Origin of the sequence: Pontibacter ummariensis (genome assembly GCF_900188175.1) — a bacterium.
Lineage (GTDB): Bacteria > Bacteroidota > Bacteroidia > Cytophagales > Hymenobacteraceae > Pontibacter > Pontibacter ummariensis.
In genome coordinates, this window is the sequence record NZ_FZOQ01000017.1 from 51,937 (window position 1) to 65,793 (window position 13,857).

The 13,857-nt window shown below is 51.6% G+C and carries 7 protein-coding genes and 1 tRNA gene; 5 read left to right on the forward strand and 3 right to left on the reverse strand.

Annotated elements, in window-relative coordinates:
* Window positions 1–567 precede the first annotated feature (567 nt).
* The 3 genes from CHB92_RS17275 (at window position 568) to CHB92_RS17285 (ending at window position 5,392) form a co-directional block, all read left to right on the forward strand.
* Complete coding sequence (locus CHB92_RS17275; protein ID WP_179223089.1) at window positions 568–2,760, forward strand: T9SS type B sorting domain-containing protein; 2,193 nt, start codon at window positions 568–570, stop codon at window positions 2,758–2,760.
* Between the two features lie 190 nt (window positions 2,761–2,950).
* Complete coding sequence (locus tag CHB92_RS17280) at window positions 2,951–3,781, forward strand: hypothetical protein (RefSeq protein ID WP_089320494.1); 831 nt, start codon at window positions 2,951–2,953, stop codon at window positions 3,779–3,781.
* A gap of 315 nt (window positions 3,782–4,096) precedes the next feature.
* Window positions 4,097–5,392: a T9SS type A sorting domain-containing protein gene (locus CHB92_RS17285; RefSeq protein WP_144266338.1), complete on the forward strand. Its 1,296-nt coding sequence runs from the start codon at window positions 4,097–4,099 to the stop codon at window positions 5,390–5,392.
* 258 nt (window positions 5,393–5,650) lie between these two features.
* On the opposite strand, the gene CHB92_RS17290 is transcribed toward CHB92_RS17285, so the two are convergent.
* From CHB92_RS17290 to CHB92_RS17300, 3 genes are all read right to left on the reverse strand, one after another.
* Window positions 5,651–6,868 carry a site-specific integrase gene (locus CHB92_RS17290; protein WP_089320496.1) on the reverse strand — a complete coding sequence of 406 codons (1,218 nt, stop codon included), beginning with the start codon at window positions 6,866–6,868 and terminating at the stop codon, window positions 5,651–5,653.
* A gap of 251 nt (window positions 6,869–7,119) precedes the next feature.
* Window positions 7,120–7,191 (reverse strand) — tRNA-Arg (locus CHB92_RS17295).
* 78 nt (window positions 7,192–7,269) lie between these two features.
* Window positions 7,270–8,475 (reverse strand): Pycsar system effector family protein, encoded by a 1,206-nt coding sequence (locus tag CHB92_RS17300; protein ID WP_089320497.1) that lies wholly within the window; start codon window positions 8,473–8,475, stop codon window positions 7,270–7,272.
* 423 nt (window positions 8,476–8,898) lie between these two features.
* On the opposite strand from CHB92_RS17300, the gene CHB92_RS17305 reads away from it, so the two are divergent.
* Both CHB92_RS17305 and CHB92_RS17310 read left to right on the forward strand, forming a co-directional pair.
* Window positions 8,899–12,714 (forward strand): hypothetical protein, encoded by a 3,816-nt coding sequence (locus tag CHB92_RS17305; protein WP_089320498.1) that lies wholly within the window; start codon window positions 8,899–8,901, stop codon window positions 12,712–12,714.
* Between the two features lie 74 nt (window positions 12,715–12,788).
* A complete protein-coding gene (locus CHB92_RS17310) occupies window positions 12,789–13,817 on the forward strand; it encodes a DUF6268 family outer membrane beta-barrel protein (protein ID WP_089320499.1) in 1,029 nt (342 codons plus the stop codon).
* The last annotated feature ends 40 nt before the right edge of the window (window positions 13,818–13,857 follow it).

The following is a 13,857-nucleotide window of genomic DNA, read 5'->3' on the forward strand; positions in this document are numbered from 1 at the left end:
AGTTAAACTATGTTAGCTGGCTCAGGACCTTTCAACTGAAGTACTTTTAGTTTTATGGAATAGACTCTAGTTATCTCTTGAGATCCGCTTCTAATTTTATTAGATTTACCAGTAGATGAAAAAAGCGTTTTTTTGTTGAAAGGTAAAACCGAAATGGAAACTGTTGCTAAACAGCTCTAAAGGTGGCTAGGTGAGATTGTTTAGCATTCGGACGGTTTTATATTAGCTTCTCCTGCAACCTTTCCGTTCTTTTTTGACTCATTTTATAATCATGGATTGCTTGCCTCTGTTTAATTATATTTAAGCATTAGCGGGAATATAAAAGACAAACTATAGAAAAGATGGAAGTGTTGATAAGACGATCTACTTTTTTAAGAGTTGTTATGGTATTTAACGAAGCAAAAAGGAGCTATAGAGCAAACAGAGATAGGTTCTTCTATTATCCTGTTCTGCTCAAGTTTGTGGAGGCGCTTGTAAAATTATATTCTTAGTATGTAACTTTATTATTGTATAATGTTTTCTCTAAATAAGAGAAGTAACTCCCAGTTGTTTACAACAGTACTGCGCATGTTGAAAGGAGTTCTTATACTGTTCCTCCTCACCCTTGCCAGTCCACTTTTAGCGCAGGGGCAGGCCAGTTACTGGTATTTCGGAGAAAAGGCGGGGCTAAACTTCGGGACGGGCTCTCCAAGCACCCTTGACTTTGTTCCTCCACTTAAGACCTCCTACCACGACATCACCTCTTCCGCCTCGGACGTTGAGGGGAATCTTCTGTTTGCCACGGACGGCGACAAGGTGTACAACAGAAGCGGGGAGATTATGGAGAACGGAGACCTCTATCCTAATGGAGGCGCTACTTATAACACGGTTGTAGTCCCTAAGCCAGGACACAGGGGCATCTACTACATAGTGACGGTTACACAGATGGGGCCACCGATTTTTCTTCACTACGCCGAGGTCGACATGAATGGGGGGGCAGGCTCAGGGAGAGTAGTCAGCAGGCAAGGCGAACTTATGCGCAGTGCCGCCTTCCGGGTAGCAGCCGTCAGGCACTGCAACGGGGAGGATTATTGGATTATGGGCCAGGAGGCTAACACGAACAGGTTCTACGCATTTCTGGTAACAGAGCAGGGTATCTGCAGCAAGCCAGTTGTTTCCAGAGCAGGCCAAGCCCAAGCCCTTCAATATTACGGGGACATGAAGTTCTCCCCTGACGGGACAAGGCTGGTATCCGTGGCTAAGGACCAGGACTCACAGCTGTTCTGGTTTAACCAGAGAACAGGGCAGGTGACCTTTCAGCAGCGCATACCTAAGGACCTGTTCGGCAGCGCGGAGAACTATACCAGTGACTATCACAGCGCCAGCTTCTCGCCCGACAGTAAAAGCCTGTATGTTAGCAGCGGCTTCTGGAGGGCCCTGGACGGCAGGTGCGCCAAGCTCGTGCAGTATGACCTGGAGGCAACAGACATCATCAAGTCCCACCACGTAATTTACGACAACTCAAAGGACGGGAGCGACAGGGGGCCGAATTCCGAGTGTCGCTCGGAGGGCGTGGGGGACATACAAATAGGACCTGATGGGAAGCTGTACATCTCTAATCACGGCAGAAAGTACCTGCACGTGATAACCAACCCGAACGAGAAAAGGCAGCGCCTTGACTTCCAGTTAAACGGGGCGGACGTTGGGAGCGGGGTAAGCAGCTGGAGGCTACCAAACTTTGTGGAGAGCCTCTTCAGAGGGCTGGGCACAGAGACGTCCTGCCCGCAAAGTAGCGGAGAGGTGTCCTTTGTCTATGAGAACACGTGCTTCTCACAAAACACGTCCTTTCAGGCGGATTTGAAGGACAACGGGCCGTACAGCGTCTCTTGGGATTTCGGAGACCCTAAAAGCGCGGGCAACACCAGCATCGAGCTGAACCCCCTGCACGTGTACAGCGCGCCTGGCACATATGAAGTTTCTCTCACCCTCTTCTCGCTGAAAGACTGCAGGCCGGTGAAAACTGTCACAAGGACGGTAACCATACTCCCTGCCACACCCGTTGACCTGGGGCCTGACAGGGTGCTGTGCGGGAACGAGGAAATAGTCCTTGACGCCACTAGCCCAGCAGCGCTGAGTTACAGATGGAGCGACGGCTCCACCGGGGCAACGCTCAAGGTTAGGGAGCCAGGGAAGTACTGGGTGGAGGTCGACCAGGGGGGGTGTAAGCTAAGAGACGAGGTGCGTTTGGGCAAGGCAGAGGAAATAACCGCCTCCATCGGGCGTGACACAGTCCTGTGTGTGGGCCAGCGCCTTACCTTGGACGCCACAAGCCCTGGAGCAAGCTATGAGTGGAGCAACGGTAACAGGGACCCGAAGCTGGAAGTCTATGCCTCGGGCGTATATGAGGTGACAATTCGCAACGCCTGCTTTGAGAGCAAGCAGTCAGTGAGGGTCACTGTCCTTGACTGTGAAGACCTGACTCATGGCTACGTCCGCTGCAGAGAGGTTAATGAAAGTTCTGTGCCCAACATCTTCACCCCGAACAATGACGGCAAGAACGACAGTTTCGGCCTGCAGGGGGCAGCCGAGATGAAAGGTTATGCACTGCAGGTCTTTGACAGGTGGGGAAAGAGAGTGTTCAGAAGCAGCGAGAGCGTGTTGGACTGGAACGGGGAAGGCGCGCCAGGCGGAGTGTACTTCTATGTGATACGGTTCGACTGCGGAGAGGAGAGAAAGGTCGTTAGTAGAGTGGTAAAGGGAAGCCTAACACTTATGAGGTAGGCTGTTTGATACTATACGTCAATGAAGTACAGCATCTAAAGAGAAAAAACTAAAAGCCTTTTACTAATAGTAGGGCTATGTTTTATATACTGTTTATTAGATAGAGCCTAATAAAGGTTGATTAACATTTGTAATATATATGAATATTTGGTAATTAGTATGTGAATTTAGCTGCCTTCATATACTAATCATGAAAACAACATATCTGTTCCCCTTCGCGCTTTGCCTCTTCCTGCTCTCCTGCGGTAAGGAGATTGAGCATAAGACATGTGTCCTGCAGAGTTCAGTTGAGACCATCACTGGCGGAGACCAGAATGAGGTTTCTGGGCAGTACAGCTCCACTTACATCTTTGACAGTGACAACAAACTGACGCAAATAAGAGAAGAGGTTGTAGGGGAAGGAGCCTCTGCAGGGACCCTCATCACGACCACCTACAGCTATGACAGCGAGGGCAGGATAGCGGAGGCAACAACCTCCTCCACCAATCACTCGCAGCCCTCAACCAAGACCTTCTTGTACAACAGCTTAGGACAGGTAATTGAAAGGAGGATTACCATAATGACAGACGGTACTGAAACGGAGGTAAGCAGAACGGAGTACGAGTATGCTGCCCCCCAGGAGCTAAAGTCCTCCAGGCTCTTTCTAAGCGGAGAGCTATTCGAGACCCATGAGTACACGTACACTGACGGCCTGATGACAGGAGTCAGGGTGACCTACGGCCCTACCCAGAACAGCGAGCAGCTGAAGCCCTACCAAATAGAGATAAGCTATGACAACAAGAGGTATCCCTATGCAGCCTTGCCCGCCCTGCTGGCCACCAGGCTCGACTTCGGCTTTCCCCACCAGCACAACATCGTCGGCATGAAGGCAAACTATGATGACGGCTCCGTTAAGTCTTTCCACACTTACTCGGTTGCCTTCACCTACTCCCCAGAAGGCTACCCCGTCTCCTCTAACCAAAGCTACCCGAGAAACAACTATGTCGAGCGCAACTACAGCTATACTTACGCTTGTGAGTAAAGATAGGTGCTGAAGCACCGTTTTGTATTTTATTATATTAAAATGGGGTTTGTAAGCATTTTGCACTTGTAAAAGCTCATGCAATGAAAACAGACAATCATACAAGCTAATTACAGTAAAAGCTTCTAAAGTATTGCGAAGATGATGAGTATGCCCTGTTACACTGAAGAAATAATATCAAGTTAATAATTACCTGTAGCCTCTAGAAAATTATTTAGTTAACATTCTAACAGTTAGGATAAGGACGCTTTTTAAGTTTTGAATGATTATAAAAGTTTATGAGTCAATATATGTTTAACTTTTTATTTATCTCTTATGAAGATCAACTTACTTCTGACTTGTTGTCTGTTATGCCTCTGCTTAACTTCTTACGGGCAGTATCTCGGGCCAAATCTTGTAAATAACCCAGGTTTTGAGGAAAAAAGAGACCCTGGTTTTTGCCCTGTTTGGGCTACTGCTTCAATGAATCCTTATCCTGCCGCGGAATGGTTGTCAATTGAGTCATCAGACTACTACCATACTTGTGCTTCTGACTCTGTGGTGGATCCAGATGTTAACTTCCAGGGAGTAAGATCTGGAGGCAATGCTTACAGTGGTTTTGTAGCCATTAATAAATCTCATATTGATAAAAGTGAATATCTCTATCAAAGCCTTTCTACGCCTTTACGTAAAGGAGTACCTCATTATATTGAGTTTTGGGTAAGCTTGAAGGACGACAACGCACTTGCAGTTAGTACACTAGGTATGTACTTGACAAGTGACTTAACAGAGATAACAAATAAAACACCCTTAGAGAGAGCTGCCTTACCTGATCAGATAAAGACCACAGACGTTTTTTATGACAATAAAACCGGTTGGACCAAAATCAGCGGATATTTTACTCCCCCAACGGAAGATATAAAATATTTTGCTATAGGAAATTTTGACGAAACACTATCTGCGGAATCCAAACATGTTAAAAACGTGCCTGGTGGAGCTACAAGTGGGGAAAGCTCAGTATTATCATACTATATTGTAGATGACATTGTTATACAGGAAGATTGTACCCCTCCTAATCCACCATATATACAGGGCCCTACTGTTGTCTGCGATGGAGGGTATTGGGAAGTTACACCACCAGTTAATGGCACAGTAAGTTGGGATTTTGACAAAAATGCATTTTATTTGGTGCGTGGAGGGCTAAATACAAACTCCATCACGCTTCAGTTTAGGTCTGATTTTAGCGGCACTACTGGCTGGTTGAGTGTGAAAGCCTGTAGCTACTGTGGTAACTGTTCCTATACTAACACTATAGGCATCAGCAGGTCCTCTTCTGCCTGTTATGGAGGCTACAGCTACTCTTACTATCCTAACCCTGTTAGTGATGAGTTGGTTGTTAGTAGTGAACCTGTTGATGACGCAGGGGGAGGAACGGATGCCTTAGCAACAATGGGCGTAGAGGAATATGAGGTAAGGCTACTAAGTAACAAAGGGAAAGTGCTTATGTCAGGTAAAAACAGAAAAGGCGAGAAGGTGGTGTTGAAGGTAAAGAATGTTCCTAGTGGCACATATCCCCTGCACATTTTAGTGGGTGAAGAGGTTTTTAAGCAACAAGTGGTAGTACAGCATTAAATTAATTCCAGAGGTCGTTAAAACAAGAGGGGCATTGATGCAATGCCCCTCTTGTTTTAACGACCTTTTCCGTAAGAGAAAGTCCAGCTTCAAGTCGAAACCTTTTTGAATCTGCCTCAGGCATAGACTTAAGAGCAGTTTTACAAGCCCAAATAGCCGGATGTGTTATGTCTTCTAAACATTTTGCTCACGTCAAGGCTAAAGGCGTGAAGTTATGGACTTAAATAACAGGACTTACACCTGCCAGATCCTCCGCTGCTACTTTTCCTGAGACCGGTTCCGAAGTAACCTCATGTCCTGGCTGAGCTTCATGTCGAGCACCTTCGCGTAGTGCTGCGTGGTCTTGATACTGGTATGGCCGAGCATCTTCGAGACGCTCTCCATGGGCACGCCGTTGAGCAGGGTGACGGTGGTGGCGAAGGTGTGGCGGGCGGTGTGGAAGGTCACCGGCTTCACAATGCCGCACACGTCGGCTATCTCCTTGAGGTAGGCGTTCATCTTCTGGTTGCTCAACACCGGCAACAGCTGGTCCTTGTAGAGGCACTGCGGGTGCTCTTTGTACCTATCCAGTATGGCAAGGGCGGCGGGCAGGAGGGGGATGCGGGAGGGAGTGTCGGTCTTCTGCCTGCGCTTGAAGACCCACCGCTCCCCGTCCACGCCCTTCCTCACGTCTGACCTTCTGAGCTGCTGGACGTCCACGTAGGCGAGGCCCGTGTAGCAGCTGAAAAGGAAGACGTCCCTTACCTGGCTTAGCCTTTCTACAGGGAACTCCTTTGCCGCTATTCTCTCCAGCTCCTCCTCCGAGAGGAACACCCTTTCCACCTGCTTGGCCTTCCCCTTGTAGTGGAGGAAGGGGTCCTTGTCTATCCAGCCGTGGGCCAGGCAGGCGTTGAGCACCTTCTTCAGGTGCTTGATGTACTTGGCCACGGAGTTAGCCGAGCACCTGCACTGGCTGCGGAGGTAGAAATCGTAGTCGGAGACGAAGGAGAAGTCCACTTTCCTTAGCTCTACGTCCCGCCTGCCGTGCCGCCATTCTAAAAACTCCCTCAGGTGCCTCAGGGACGTCTTGTAGCCCTTGAGGGTGTTGGGGGCGAACTCCACGCCCACCAGGGCCTCCATCCTGCGGTTGTGCTCCTCCACCTCCCTTAGAAGCGTCCTCGTTTCCTCCTCCTTGCCCAGGAACCGGAGCTTGACGCCCTCGGCGGTGATGCTTTCCCCTTCCTCCAGCAGTTGGCGGTGGGCCTCGTAGGCCTTCGCCTGCAGGGTCTCCAGGTAAGCGTTCAGGGAAACAACGGTTTCTTTTGTGCCCGAGGCCCGGCCAGAGGAGGAGTTCCACTTCTTCGGCTCGCACTCCCTGCCGGTGCTGATCTCGGCCCTTTTCCCGTCAATGGTGATGCGGAGGTAGATGGGCACAGGGCCGGAGGAGTAGCTCTTGGGCTTTTTGAGGTAGAAGAGGACTCTGATGCGCTTTGTCATGGCTTTAGCTGCTTTAAAGGTGAAACAAGATAGCCTTGCAGCAGGACCGAGACAAGATGTACAGGCTTTGTACTGCTTGTGCACCAGTAGGTTAAGGGCGATTCGGTGAGTAAATAAAGTTGCTTGAAAAGACTCACCGAATCGCTCCCCTTTATTTCGGGAAAAGCTAAAAGATTCGAAAAGCCTCTAAAAGCAAAAAGCCTGCAAACGGTGAGTTTGCAGGCTTTTCGCTGAATTTAGTATTGAAGTCGTGGCCTTGCCAGGAATCGAACCTGGATCTAGAGTTTAGGAAACTCCTATTCTATCCATTGAACTACAAGGCCTGGGGAATGCTGGCGCAAATGTACGGGAATTCCGTCCATGAAACAAGAAACCGGTACTTGTCCTGCCTTTATCATGGTTTAGTAAGACGCCACGGCAATACCGAAACCCACCACGGTAAGTACAAGCCCTACCATGAAGATGGTGTAGGAGATACGCAGGATCTTGTACTTGCGGCTCAACACTTCGCCCAGGTAGTAAATGTCTGTGATCATGTTGTTGTAGAGCGACTTTTTGTCGCGCATGATCTCCTGCATGCCTGCCTGGAAGTCTTCGAGGGGAAGCTTGGTGAAATTCCCGAAAAAGAGCAGGTTCACGTTGCGGGAAGTAATCTTTGTCCTGTTCTTGTTTTTCTTTTTGAAGGAGAAGCTTGTTATCTCTGGCTGGGCTGAGATAATGGCGAACACGACTGAGCCCAAGGTCGTGAGCAACAGCATGCCGATGGGAACGATTAGCGTCCGGTGCTGGGTAAACTCCACCCCGATCACGGAAGACTTGGCACTCAGGTAAGTGATGACAACGGACATGATGATGGCGTTCAGGCTGATCATCATGTTGGCTTTGTTATCGGCAATGGCGCTCAGGTCGAGGTGGGTGCGGTACGTGTTACGGAACATGGTCTCGATGCCCCGTTTGGGTTGTGCCAGGGTCTCCCGCTTTTTCTTGTCCGACTTCTTTTTCTTCTTCAGGGCTTTGTTCAGGCTTTCGCGCTGTTCCTGTATGTTCAGCCCCAGTTGCGCGGCGAACTTGTGCTGCGCCTGGCTCGTGCGGAAAGTGGTGGAGAGCAGGAAGTCCATTTGAAACTGGGCCCACTCACTGTCTGAAAAGAACTTGTCCAGAAAGATCTCCCACTCCACACGCAAAAGCTCAGCGGTGCCGGAGAAAGTCGGCTTACCGATATTAGAAAGGTCGGCATCCACCAGTATCTCTTGTAACAGGCCTACCGGCTCGATCTTATGCTTGGTGGCCATAATGCAGTCTGCAATCCGCTGAATGCGCTCAGCCGGGTAGCCCTGCTCCTGCAGCCAGTCCGTGGCAAAGCGTATGCTTTCCTCCTCGTGGCCCTCATAAGCTTCTACGTAGCCGGTGTCGTGGAACCAGCCTGCCAATACCAGGTCCTGTAGTTCATCCGCCTCCAGCCCGCTCATCTGCCCAAGCTCCTCCGCCACGGTTACCGTCTCCAGGGTATGCCTATAGTTATGGTACACCAGCTTTTTCGAGAGCTTTTCCTTGAACAGTGTGAATACAAACTCACTGGCTTGCTTGATGATGTTTGGGTTCTCCATAGTGCTTATGCTTCGGTGTCAGGCGAGCGAGCTGCGGAAGACAGGGCCTTGCCCGACAGAAGGGTCAGGGTGAGGTGTTTTGTAGGACACTCGGTTATCTGCCGTTACGGTAAAAAGCCTCCTTTTGTTAGTGAAGCAGTCAATAACGAGGGCGGTTGGAGGTGCAAGGGCTGCCAATAACTAAACCTAAATTCTCTCGTTAATCAAACTCAGCCCAACCGTCTGCAAAAGCCTTCCTGTTTATTACGTAAGAGTGGGGCTTGGGGCCAGTCCGAGAAGGTTGCAGAGAGGTGCCTGTGTTATTTCAGTAGAAGTTAGATCGCCGAGACAGCACAGGCCGGCCTTGCTTACAACGTAAGCCTTTCCAACAGCGAGAGGCTGGAGGCACCGCGCAGGCGAGCTAATTTAGCGTATTCTATAACCATGACCCATAATCTCCAGAAACAGCAGCGCCTGCTCCACTACCTTTTCGGCTGGGCTGCTTTGTGCCTTACCCTTACAGGCTGCGTTACCAACGAGCCGTACTATAGCCCGGAAGCCGAGAACTGGGCACAGGAAAAGCCAGCCCCGGACAGCGAAGTGCTGTACAACGTGTTCCTGATCGGGGATGTGGGAGCCCCGAACCTGGATGGGGAGCCGTCGTTGCTGCTGATGCGCAAGATGATGATGGAGGCCGGGATGAACAGTGCCACTATTTTTCTGGGCGACAATGTGTACATGAACGGCCTGCCCGCCCCCGATAAGTACGACCGCGAGGTGTCGGAGAAGCGCTTGCAAGCACAACTGGATATTCTGAGAGGCTACCCCGGCGAAAAGTACATGATACCTGGCAACCACGACTGGAACCACAGTGGGCGCGGCGGCCTGGAGGCTGTGATACGGGAGCAGCGCTTCGTGAACGAGTACCTGACGGATGAGGACATCGTGGTGGGGGGAGATTTCTACGTGCCCGGCGATGGCTGTCCCGGTCCTTACGAAGTGCGGCTTAGCGATGACCTGGTGCTGATTGCCCTTGATTCAGAGTGGTGGCTGCATCCCTTTAACCGCCCCTACGGGGATAACAGCGGGTGTGGGGCCTCCACAGAGGGCGAAATGCTGGTGCAGCTGGAGGACATCATAGAGAAGAACAGCGGCAGCGACATACTGGTGGTGGCGCACCACCCGCTTATGACCCGGGGCGAGCATGGGGGCTTCTTTACCCTGCGGGATCACCTCTTTCCGCTGACCATGCTCCGCGAGTGGATTTACATGCCGCTGCCTGTCATCGGCTCCATCTACCCCTTTGCCAGAAAGTACGGCGGTATTCTACAGGATATCCCACACCCCCGATACCAGGCTTATATAAAGAGCCTGCTCGACATCTTTGATAAATACGACAACGTGGTGTACGCGGCGGGTCATGAGCACGCCTTGGAGTACTTTAAGTACGGAGACCTGCCACACATTGTCAGCGGTTCCGGCTGCAAGACCGACTACGTAAAGCCCGGGGGCGGGGCCGCTTACCTGCAGAAGGAGAAGGGCTTTGTGAAGCTAACCTACCATGAGAACGGGGAGGTATGGGCCGAGTTCTGGGTACCGGTTGATGACGGGGACACCGGAAAGCTCATGTACCGTACGTCCCTTTACACAAAAGAGCCACGCGAGGAGCGGCCACCGGTGAAAGACAGCACGAACTACGCAGACAGCACCATTACGCTGGCCGCAAGCACAGCTTACAAGGCGGGCCGCGTGCGAAAGGCCTTGCAGGGGAAACACTACCGCGATGTGTGGAACACCCCGGTAGAGGTGCCGTTGCTGGATATGAAGAACGCCTTTGGAGGCCTTACGCCTTATCAGAAAGGAGGGGGTAAGGAAACAATGGCCCTGAAGGTGCGCAACCCGGATGCCAGGGAGTATACCCTGCGCAGCGTGGACAAAGACTTGGCGCGGGCAGAGGCCCCCTACCTGCCCGAAACCTTGGAGCAAGACCTGCTGCAAGACCAGGTGTCGGCACAGCACCCTTACGGTGCACTTATTGTCCCCCCTTTGGCCGATGCTGCCGGTGTTTACCACACGAACCCCCGGTTAGTCTACATCCCCAATACCCCATACCTGCGCCAGTACAGGGATGAGTTCGGCGACATGCTGGCCTACCTGGAAGAAGACCCTGACGAGAACCACGAAGAAACGGCCAGCTTGGGCTATGCCACCAACCTGGTGGGCACAGACAAGGTGCTGGAGGAGCTGGAAGAGGACAACGATAACTCCGTGGACCAGTCGGAATACGTGCGGGCGCGGCTCTTTGACATGCTGATCGGCGACTGGGACCGGCACGAGGGACAGTGGCGTTGGGTAGAGCAGGAAAAGCCCGGCAAGGGGGACCTCTACGTGCCGGTGCCGGAAGACCGGGACCAGGCCTTTTTTAAAGCCGATGGCGTGTTGCCATGGCTGGCAACGCGCAGGTGGGGCATTCGCAACGTGCGGAGCTTTGACTATGAGTACAGAGACATTATCGGGCTTAACCTCAACGGCCTTACCCTCGACCGTACGTTCACGTCGAAGGTAAGCCGGCAGGAGTGGCTGCGGATAGCGCAGGACATCAAGCAAGGTATAACCGACGAGGTAATAGAGCGTGCGGTACAGGAGTGGCCGGCGCCGGTACAGGAAATATCAGCAGCCGAAATAAAAGCCAAGCTCCGGTCGAGGCGTGACAAGCTGCCCCAGGCCGCCGAGGAGTATTACAACTTCCTGGTACAGTATGTCGACATTTCGGGTAGCGACAAGCACGAGCGCTTTCTGATAAACAGGCTTAACAACGAGGAAACCCAGATCACCGGCTATAAAACTTCTAAAGAGGGGGAGGTGCTGGAGGAAATCTATAACCGCACTTTCTATACAGATGAAACAAAGGAGGTGCGCATCTATGGGATGGATGGGCAGGATGCCTTTCTGGTAACTGGGGAAGTAGATGAAAGTATTATCGTGCGTATCATTGCCGGGGGAGACCAGGACCTCATCGTAGATGAGTCGCACGTCAGCGGGCTGCAGAAGCACACCATCGTGTATGATACCGAGGAGGGGAACATCTTTGATTTCAGTAGTGAGACAAAGGACAAGACAGACCCCTACGACGAGGTAAACCTCTACGACCGGGCCAATTACAAGATCCCCTACCTGGGGCCACGCTTTTCGGTGGAACATAATGTGGAGGATGGGCTGCTTTTGGGGGCTGGTGCCCTGCTGCGCACCCAGAAGTTCCGGCACAACCCCTACGCCTCTGAGCACCTGTTGGAGGCCGCCTTTGCTTTCCAGACAAGCTCTTTTGATCTGAAGTACACAGGAGATGTGCGGAATGTGCTAGGCGACTGGAACCTGGCACTGGATGCGCAGTGGCAGGGGCCACAGTTCCAAAGAAACTTCTATGGCTTTGGCAACGAAACGGAGCAGGACGCGGGCTTGGATGATGCCTTTTACCGCGTACGCTACGAGCGCCTTACCCTAAACGCCGCGCTCTACCGGCAACCGGTCGCCTTCATAAAGATCGGGCTGGGGCCAACATACGATAGGTTCGAAGTGAACCGACCTGACAGGGAAAGCTTTCTGCTGCAGGCTGCCCGTGCCGGCTTGTTGCGCGAAGGCACCTATGATGCCGAGGCGGGTGAGTTTGCCGTGCAGCACTATGCCGGGGCCAAAGCCTACATGAACCTGGTGGTGATCGGGGGCGGCAGCGTGGAAGCCAACCCGCATATCGGTATGCGCTGGTACAATACGTTTAGCTATAACCAACAGATCGGGGGAGAGGGGCTCTCTTACTCCAACATCAACTCTGAGTTCCGTTTCTACCTCAGCCCAAACTTCCCCTTTCAGTTAACATGGGCCGGTAGGATCGGGGCGGCCCATAACTTTGGTGATTACCGTTTTTTTCAGGCGAACACGTTAGGAGGCACCGAGAACCTGAGAGGATACCGCCGTACCCGCTTTGCAGGCCGTAGCAGCCTGTATGCCAACGGCGAGGCCCGTGTAGAATTGTTTGGAACAAACCTTTACCTCGTCCCCGCTAAGTTTGGTGTATTAGGGTTGTTTGACGCGGGCCGGGTGTATACCGATGAAGACCCAGAGCAACCTTTTTTCCGTAGTCTGCATACAGCCTATGGGGGAGGCGCCTGGGTGAGCTTCTACAAACGAACGATCTTCTCCCTTTCCTACGCTGTAGGGGAGGACGAAGGCTTCTGGATGCTAAACTTTGGCTTCTTTTATTAAAAACGGAAAACGAAAGCGACCATACCCACTGTGGCGAAAGGTATCCCCCTGGGTACTGTGCGCAAGAAAAAACTATGAGAAAACTAACGCTACTGCTAAGTGTACTGTCTGTGCTGTTGTTTGTGCAGCAGGTGCAGGCGCAGGAACCTCAGACAGAGACTTTGGAAGAGTATGCAGTACCAGGAGTGAACGGCATGGGGCGGAGTCGCGGCATTGTGGCCAGCTATGAGCGCCTGCCGCAGTTTGACATAGACTCAGACTCCGAGGACCCGCGCATTGGCGACGGCAACGGGCGCGTGAAGCGTTACAACAAGTTCGACTTCAGAGCGTTTGCACCCCTGCTGAACAAGCCGCAAGACAAGGTAATACTGGGTTTTACCTATAACATAGAGGAGTTTAATTTTGATGCTACAACGCCAGCACGTTATCCTATCTACCACTACCTGGAGGATAAGAACCTGAGAAGTATAGGGCTACAACTGGCCTATCTTCACTCTATAGATGTGCACAATTTTTATCTGGTACGCGTGGTAGGAGAGCTGAATGGCGACTATACCCGCGATGATATCAATATTTCAGATTATTTGAAAGCTACCGTGGACCTGGCGTATGGCTGGAAAAAGACACCGAACTATGCTATCGGCGTAGGCCTGCAATTAGGCTACACCTTTGGCAGGCAGAACGTGTACCCGGGGGTACTGTATAACCGTACCTTCAACGATAGGTGGGGGGTGGAGTCCATTTTCCCGGCTAACGCGCGCGTCCGTTATAACGCCAATGAAAAGACACTGCTTTACGCCGGATACCGGCTGGAGGGAGCCAGCTACAACCTCTATGTAGACGAGCCGCCCTTATCAGAGTTTGAGGACCTGGAGCTCCGACGTACCGATATTAAGGCCTTGGTGCGCTTGGAAAGAGAAATATACGACTTCCTATGGTTTTCTGTGGAAGGAGGCTTCCGGCAATACTTCCGCAATCGCCTCTTCGACGATGTCGGCTCACGGAATGAGATCATAAACAACGACCTGGCAGGTACAGGCTATATAGGGGTGGAGCTTTACCTGGTGCCACCGCGTAAATGGGTAGAGAAAAGCAATAACTGATAGGATGGGAACATGCAAAAAGAGAGAGGGTAAGCTTGTT

Bases quoted from the DNA above. Each gene is read 5' to 3' on its own strand.
- CHB92_RS17290 (WP_089320496.1), bottom strand. From the start codon at position 6,868: ATGACAAAGCGCATCAGAGTCCTCTTCTACCTCAAAAAGCCCAAGAGC.
- CHB92_RS17285 (WP_144266338.1), top strand. From the start codon at position 4,097: ATGAAGATCAACTTACTTCTGACTTGTTGTCTGTTATGCCTCTGCTTA.
- CHB92_RS17300 (WP_089320497.1), bottom strand. From the start codon at position 8,475: ATGGAGAACCCAAACATCATCAAGCAAGCCAGTGAGTTTGTATTCACA.
- CHB92_RS17280 (WP_089320494.1), top strand. From the start codon at position 2,951: ATGAAAACAACATATCTGTTCCCCTTCGCGCTTTGCCTCTTCCTGCTC.
- CHB92_RS17275 (WP_179223089.1), top strand. From the start codon at position 568: ATGTTGAAAGGAGTTCTTATACTGTTCCTCCTCACCCTTGCCAGTCCA.
- CHB92_RS17310 (WP_089320499.1), top strand. From the start codon at position 12,789: ATGAGAAAACTAACGCTACTGCTAAGTGTACTGTCTGTGCTGTTGTTT.
- CHB92_RS17305 (WP_089320498.1), top strand. From the start codon at position 8,899: ATGACCCATAATCTCCAGAAACAGCAGCGCCTGCTCCACTACCTTTTC.